General features: G+C 60.0%; 7 protein-coding genes and 3 pseudogenes. 6 read left to right on the top strand and 4 right to left on the bottom strand.

What is annotated here, in order from left to right:
- Positions 1-121, bottom strand: a pseudogene (locus MKK64_RS10125) (alpha/beta hydrolase); the annotation flags it as partial.
- 244 nt (positions 122-365) lie between these two features.
- Complete coding sequence (locus MKK64_RS10130) at positions 366-647, bottom strand: hypothetical protein (RefSeq protein WP_243934211.1); 282 nt, start codon at positions 645-647, stop codon at positions 366-368.
- 349 nt (positions 648-996) lie between these two features.
- Between MKK64_RS10130 and MKK64_RS10135 the strand changes: the two are divergent.
- Positions 997-2,096: pseudogene (locus MKK64_RS10135) on the top strand (IS3 family transposase).
- 267 nt (positions 2,097-2,363) lie between these two features.
- On the opposite strand, the gene MKK64_RS10140 reads toward MKK64_RS10135, so the two are convergent.
- Positions 2,364-2,582 carry a hypothetical protein gene (locus tag MKK64_RS10140; protein ID WP_243934213.1) on the bottom strand — a complete coding sequence of 73 codons (219 nt, stop codon included), beginning with the start codon at positions 2,580-2,582 and terminating at the stop codon, positions 2,364-2,366.
- On the opposite strand from MKK64_RS10140, the gene MKK64_RS10145 reads away from it, so the two are divergent.
- Positions 2,563-3,144, top strand: coding sequence for a chemotaxis protein CheB (locus tag MKK64_RS10145; protein ID WP_243934215.1), 582 nt, complete (start codon positions 2,563-2,565; stop codon positions 3,142-3,144). The genes MKK64_RS10140 and MKK64_RS10145 overlap by 20 nt on opposite strands.
- A 104-nt stretch (positions 3,145-3,248) precedes the next feature.
- Entirely contained in the window at positions 3,249-3,452 is a 204-nt protein-coding gene (locus MKK64_RS28240; RefSeq protein ID WP_313898902.1) for a hypothetical protein, read from the top strand.
- A gap of 951 nt (positions 3,453-4,403) precedes the next feature.
- Here the strand turns inward: MKK64_RS28240 and MKK64_RS28080 are convergent.
- A complete protein-coding gene (locus MKK64_RS28080; protein WP_279593122.1) occupies positions 4,404-4,529 on the bottom strand; it encodes a hypothetical protein in 126 nt (41 codons plus the stop codon).
- A 186-nt stretch (positions 4,530-4,715) separates the two neighbouring features.
- Here MKK64_RS28080 and MKK64_RS10155 point away from each other — a divergent pair, with 186 nt between their 5' ends.
- The 3 genes and pseudogenes from MKK64_RS10155 to MKK64_RS10165 form a co-directional block, all read left to right on the top strand.
- On the top strand, positions 4,716-4,913 hold the full coding sequence (locus MKK64_RS10155; RefSeq protein WP_243934217.1) for a hypothetical protein: 198 nt from the start codon (positions 4,716-4,718) through the stop codon (positions 4,911-4,913).
- A gap of 382 nt (positions 4,914-5,295) precedes the next feature.
- Positions 5,296-5,826, top strand: a complete 531-nt coding sequence (locus tag MKK64_RS10160) for a PilZ domain-containing protein (protein ID WP_243934220.1) — start codon at positions 5,296-5,298, stop codon at positions 5,824-5,826.
- A gap of 438 nt (positions 5,827-6,264) precedes the next feature.
- A pseudogene (locus MKK64_RS10165) lies at positions 6,265-6,485 on the top strand (hypothetical protein); the annotation flags it as partial.

The following is a 6,485-nucleotide window of genomic DNA, read 5'->3' on the forward strand; positions in this document are numbered from 1 at the left end:
CGACGAGGTTCCGCCGGGTGCCCGTGTTGTCGTAAGGCGGCTCCAGCGTGACGACCGGATAGATCAGGGCCGCGAAGTCGGGACGGGCCAACTGCCGATCGATCTCGTCCACCGGCGCGTAGGTGCGTAGGCCGGCACGCACTCGGTGGCACAGCGATCGCTTACGGCCACGGCGTGGGGCACTTCCGTTTCACGCTATTTCCTACCCGAGTCGCACTTAGCCCCGCCGGTATCCGCCGCGCGGGGCTCGTTCGTTCTCCGTTAACCAGCCCACGCTACGACCCGGCCATCGAAGGGGTTTCTCTGGCCCTGACATCACCTCAGCCCGCCCAATAGCCGCCGTGGCGGGCTTTTTCGTACCTGCACTACCCCTCTCCCGGATACACCCCGGTCGCCCGCCATATCCGAATTCGCAGCAGCCGGATCTGCGCGCGCCGCAGCGCCGAGCCGGCATAGCCCTGAAGCGCTGGATCGCCTAGCAGCCTCATAATCTTGCGGTTGTTCCGGCAGGTCCGGACAGCTCGAGTGCGCTGCCAGGAGATCTGCTCAGCCAGTGAGGCGCGTTCGTACAATCGATGGAAGCCCTCGCAGATCTCGCGGATCTCGGGGGCAAGTTCGTCCGTCAGGTCGGCTTTCACCATCCGCATCGCGGCTTCCCCTGCGATTTCGGATGGAACTGTCGCTCAACGAGCGCCCCCGCGCCAGCGAAGCGAAGCGAAACCTTCCACTAGGATGAACGTATCCAACCTCAGGGAACTCGGCAGACAAGCCCGCCCGGCGTCCGTCGCGGCGGGCTTTCCATGAGTCTAAGCTCGAAATCCGCTAGCGCCTACGGAGAGCATCTGATGACAGCTCGCCTTTGTCTCTCCTCAGATATCAGATTGAGACTGACCTGGCCGGTTGGCTTTGGACCGGGCTGATTGAGAGGATCAGCCCGGTGCAGATGAGTTGGGGATGAAGCGAGGATAGAGGCCGAGCGCGGAACAGGTCGTGCGGATGCTGCGCCAGATCGAGGTGCAGACGGCACAAGGGAAAAGCGTCGCCGTTGCCTGTAAGGAAGCAGATGTCTCCGAGCAGAGCTACTACCGCTGGCGTAAGGAGTACGGCGGCCTGAAGGTTGATCAGGCCAGAAAGATGAAAGATCTGGAGAGCGAAAACGCCCGGCTTCGTCGGCTTGTGGCGGATCTATCTTTGGAGAAGCAGGTTCTGGCGGACGTCGCCTCGGGAAATTTGTAGCCCCCGAGCGACGCAGGCGGGCGGTCGACGTCATTCGGGAGAAGTATGGTCTCTCGGAACGTCACGCCTGCCGGATCGTCGGCCAGCACCGGGGCACGCAGTGCTACGTGCCCACCGTGCCGGCCGACGAGGATGGGCTGACCCGAGCCATCGTTGCCCTGGCGTCCGAGTAGGGGCGCTATGGCTACCGTCGTGTCACCGCGCTGCTGCAGGCAGGCGGCTGGCAGGTGGGCAAGGACTGGGTTCAGCGCGTCTGGCGTCGCGAGGGGCTCAAGGTCCCCACTCGACATAAACCCCGCAGCCGCCTCTAGCTGAACGACGGCTCGTGCGTGCGCCTGCGGCCACTTCACCGCAACCACGTCTGGAGCTTCGACTTCGTGCAGGCCCAGACCCACGACGGCCGGAGCCTGCGCATCCTGACGCTGATCGATGAGCACAGCCGGGCGTGCCTCGCCTTGAAGGTGGCGCGGCGTATCAACAGCCTCGGCGTAATCGAGGCCCTGGCAGAGGCGATGTGCCTCCACAGCATCCCGGAGAACATCCGCTGCGACAATGGTCCCAAAATGATCGCGAAGGCGTTGCGCAAATGGGTGGCCAAAACTGGTCCGCAGATCCAGTACGTCGCGCCAGGATCACCGTGGGAGAACGGGTATTGTGAGAGCTTTAATGGCAAGCTGCGCGACGAGTGCCTGCGCCAGGAGATATTCTACTCGCTGAAGGAGGCACAGATCGTAAACGGCCTCTGGCAGAACACCAACAACCGCGTCCGACCCCATTCGTCGCTGGGCTATCGGCCGCCCGCGCCCCTCAACTTCCCGGATCTGGCCTTCCGGCTACCCATGGGCGCGACCATGCAGTAGCCTCGCAACTGGCCCGGTCCAAAATACCGGTCAGGTAGTAAGAGCACGAGGGGACGTGCGAGCCAACAGGTAGGAGGCGGCCCTGCCGTGGGGGGAAGGCAGGACCGCTGCAACACATCGGGCGACCTGCTGGCCGCGGATGCGGCGGCGGCTACGATGGATCAAACAGCTTTCTGAAGGATGAGCGACGACACGACGGCTTTGGTCTTAGCGCTCGCAACTGGAAATGCCGAATTGCGTGCCGAGCTAGCCGAGGCCCGGGAACTCCTAATTGAAACCGCCGTCGATGCCGGCGAGATGCATGCCGAGGTCGAGGCCCTTCGCATGCAGATCGCAAATCTCTTGATCGGTAGAGTTGAAGCAACAACCCAAGCTTGACGGTTTGAACCGTCCGCGCTCGACCTTGCTCGGATGATCGGCCCGGCGCAGATGAACTGGAACCTGCTGCAGTGATTGTTGCAGAGGAATGCGTGTCATCATCGTCATCGCCGCCTCCGCTGGTGGCCTCGGTCCGCTTGTGCAGATCGTAGCCGCTCTTCCGCCCACCTGCCGCGCCTCCGTGTTCGTCGTCCAGCACATCGGGGCAAACCACAGCATCCTCCCCAGCATCCTCGCTTGGCACGGCAGTCTTCCAGTTGCCTTCGCGCAGCATGGCGAGGTGATCGAGCGCGGCCGGATCTACGTCGCGCCGCCCGACCACCACATGCGGCTGCGTGCCGGCGGGATCTGGCTGGATAAGGGGATCAGGGAGCATTTCACGCGACCTGCCGCCGACCCCTTGTTCATCTCAGCCGCCGAAACCTACGGCGCGCGTGTCGTCGGGATCGTGCTCAGCGGAGCAAACACCGATGGGGCCACAGGCATTCTCGCGATCACCGCGCACGGTGGCCTGGGCTTGGTGCAGAGCCTGGACGAGGCCGAGTTTCCTGAGATGCCCCTCGCGGCGCTGAAGCTCGATCACCCTGAGGCTCCCCTTACCGCCGATCGGCTCGCGAAGTGGGTCGTCGAGCACTGTGCCTCAAAACGATTGAGGGTGCCAGGGAGGTGAGCGAACGCTTCTTGTCAAACCCGAACGCTCTGAAAGAGTGCCATCCGTCAGGTTTTTACCGCTATGGTTGAACCCGGAGCCCACCCGTCCTGGATAGCCACCGAGTGCCGATCCGTACCGAGCACCGCTTCTACTACCCGATCGACTGGCGCGAACTATCGGCCATGGTCCGGTTCGGGCGCGCTGGCAGCGCCTGCGAGGGCTGCGGTCACCCGCACGGGCGTGTCGTCTACCAACTCGGCAACGGACGTTGGTGGGACGCTCAGATCGGCGCTTGGCGCGACGGGAAGGGCAAGAGCCTCACTTAACCGCCGACGCTCGCGGACCTTACAGGCGAGCTGCGGACCACGCGGGTGGTGTTGGCTACCGCCCATCAGAAGCACGACACCGCCAACAACGCCGATGCGAACCTGTCCACGTTCTGCCAGCACTGAGTGCCAGACATCATCGCCCCCTACGCCTACCCGCCGCGGGGCCTCGATCTCGCTGTCAAAGTGCCCCGCGCACCAGACTGGCCGCGGGGCGAGGTTGGTTCGGGAGGAGACGCACAGCGGGTAGGCTCAGATCACAACCCGTGAGGGATCGAAACAGCCTGAGCAAAGCCGCCACGACAGTCCTACGATGCCAATGCCTCAAAGGCGCGCCTTATAATTTGATGAGATTATTTACGAATTTCTCAAAAATTAAATTTTATCATAAAGACTCTCTATCTAATTCGCTCTTTTGATGATCTTGAGAGCGATAACCTATGCGACGCTGTGCCGTCGTAGTTGCTGCTTGGCAACTTCGGCAACGCCCGCGCTGGCGGCATTTCCCCGATCGGCTGGCGCGGGCGTCAACTGCTGGAGAGGGCGCGATGGCTTACAGTGTCAGGGTGCAGCAGATTGGGTCGGCAGGTACGCCCAGCGGGAAAGCTTTGATCTACGAAGCTGACAGTGAAATGGAGGCTGTCACAATCGCCGCTTATGAAGTGGAAGCGCACAGGTCCAGCAAGCGTCGTATCGCAATGGTGTGGGACCCCGCGGGTCACCTAATGCTCGCCTACACAGGTCGCGCGAGGGGTAGGTCTGATGCAGACCGAGGCTGAGCGGCGGGCCCAAGATGATCACGATCGCGCCGCCAAGATCATGATCGGCACCTTGTTCGCTCTACAGATCATGAGGCTCGGCGTTCTGCTTTGGTTATGAGGGGCGGGACGCTTCGCGCACGCTCATCTGAGGCTGAAATTGCTCCCAAGACCCGCTCGGCGACGTGCATCTCTACAACCGCCGCCGACCTCGTTCTTCGTCGGCTACCGCCTCCACCGCGGCGATGGCGTTCTCAAGCTCCGCAATCCGCTTCAACGTGCTGTCGGCAGGCATCGTGTCGTACTGAGCGACTTCCATGATGAGGTCGCGCTGGCCGGGTCTTGAGGCGGTCCAGAAGGGCTTCGAGCTTGTCCATAGCGCGCTGTAACGAGGCGTGCCTCCCTCGACAACATGGCGTTGCGAGCCGGGTAGTAGGTCAGTTCAAAATCCTACCGAAGTCGCCCCGGCCACAATGGGCGCGCACCCGCGTGGCATGACCCAGGCATGACCAACATTACGAAACGCAACCATGTGATCTCGGTGTTCCCGAGCGAGCAACAACCGGGCTCCTATCGGTGGAGCATCACGGCTCTGTCCACCACATCGGTGACCCAGTCGCCCTACGCCTTCGCGACAGCGTTAGGAGCCACGATGTCAGCCGAATGCTGGTTGCGCGTGATCGTGGAGAGGGGCAGCGAATGACCTTGTCGTCGCTGATCATCGAGGAGCGGATGGACCAAGATCTGGCCTGAGCCAGCCCTCCCACTTGCCCCCAGCGATACGTCGGAGAGACGACCGTTTTCTTGACACGCAGATATGTCGAAGAGGGCTGCTAAAAACTTAATATTCTGGGTTTTCAACTCATAGGAAGCCAAGAGCCCTTTTCTCAATCAGTTTTCAAACCGAACCTGTAGTTGAGACTTTTACCACCTAAATAAAATACAATCGCAAAGAACGCCTCTAACTGCAATACTATTTTGAAGTGATTATTTATTTTAGTTGGATTTTTTACTTTTTATTAATCCATGTGCCGTGACAATGAGATTGTATAAGAGGTATTTTTACAACAAACATGGAGCCAGCAATGTCAGATAGACGTCGTATTCCACGACAGCCCTGTAATTTGTCGGCACGGATTTTTGTCCCAAGATCTAGAGCTGTAATTCCATGCGTTATTACTGATATTTCATCCCATGGTAGCTTCATAACTACACTTGAACACGATCAGGTTCCTCCAAATTTCGATCTTTCCATTGGTATGAGCAGCGTGCCGCGCGCCTGCCGCATCGCCCGTCGAGAGGCTAACGGCTTTGGTGTTGAGTTTCTTGAACCGGTGCGTCTCGAAGTCGAAGAAATTCTGATCGAGTATGCGTTCAAGGAAGAACTCATGTTCGAGGCGCTCAGCCCGGCTCTGGACGGCACAGAAACGATCACTGGGGTACGTCTTCGTCAGACAGTGAACGCTATCATGGATCTGATCGAGCGTCGTAATGCTATGATTTGGCAGCACGCCAACGTGCAACAGACTTCGACTATGAGCGAGAGGCCAATTGCTTCCTCAATGCCAACAAGACACTATCAAACGCCTCTCGCAAAACTTTCGGCATCCGCATAAATCCTAGCTCATTCAAGCTGGAGAGATGGCCGTTGCACCCTGCCGATTGCGGGTTGGTGCCCACCGCATTGATTTACCGATCTGTTCTATCAGCTGCTCACTCAGCCAGAGTCAAAGAAACGCAGGCGATCATTAAGATCGCCTGCGTTTTGGGCTGTGCTGAGTGCATAACTTCGATTTGCAGGGTAACCGACCGTTTTACCGTCAGACTGACGGGCGGTCCGATTTCGCGCCTCTAGCCGGGTCAAACCTGTCGGGAAAACGTGTCGGTAAATCTATGATCGGGGAATGGGTGTTTTGAACCCCGACACTCTGTCTATGCCTGCCCCTGGCGCTCCCACGTGTTCTGCGACCGCGTGAGCAGGTTGCCGGACAGGCAGCGGCGGGCCACCTTGGGATGACATCGACCGCACATGTTTTGGTCCGGAGATCCCTCGCATGGCTCGCTTCGCACGATTCGTCCTGTCGCTTGCCTCTGGTGCGGCCATGCTGGCCTCGCCAGCTTTGGCGCTATCCGCCAAGGACTGTTCCGTGAAGTACCAAGCCGCCAAGCAGGCTGGCACGCTGAACGGGCAGAAGTGGAACGACTTCCGGAAGGCTGAGTGCGGGGCACCAGCTGACACGCCCACAACCCCCACCGCGAACCCATTCTCACCGAA

The sequence above is a fragment of the Methylobacterium sp. E-025 genome (genome assembly GCF_022829705.1).
Classification (GTDB): Bacteria; Pseudomonadota; Alphaproteobacteria; order Rhizobiales; family Beijerinckiaceae; genus Methylobacterium.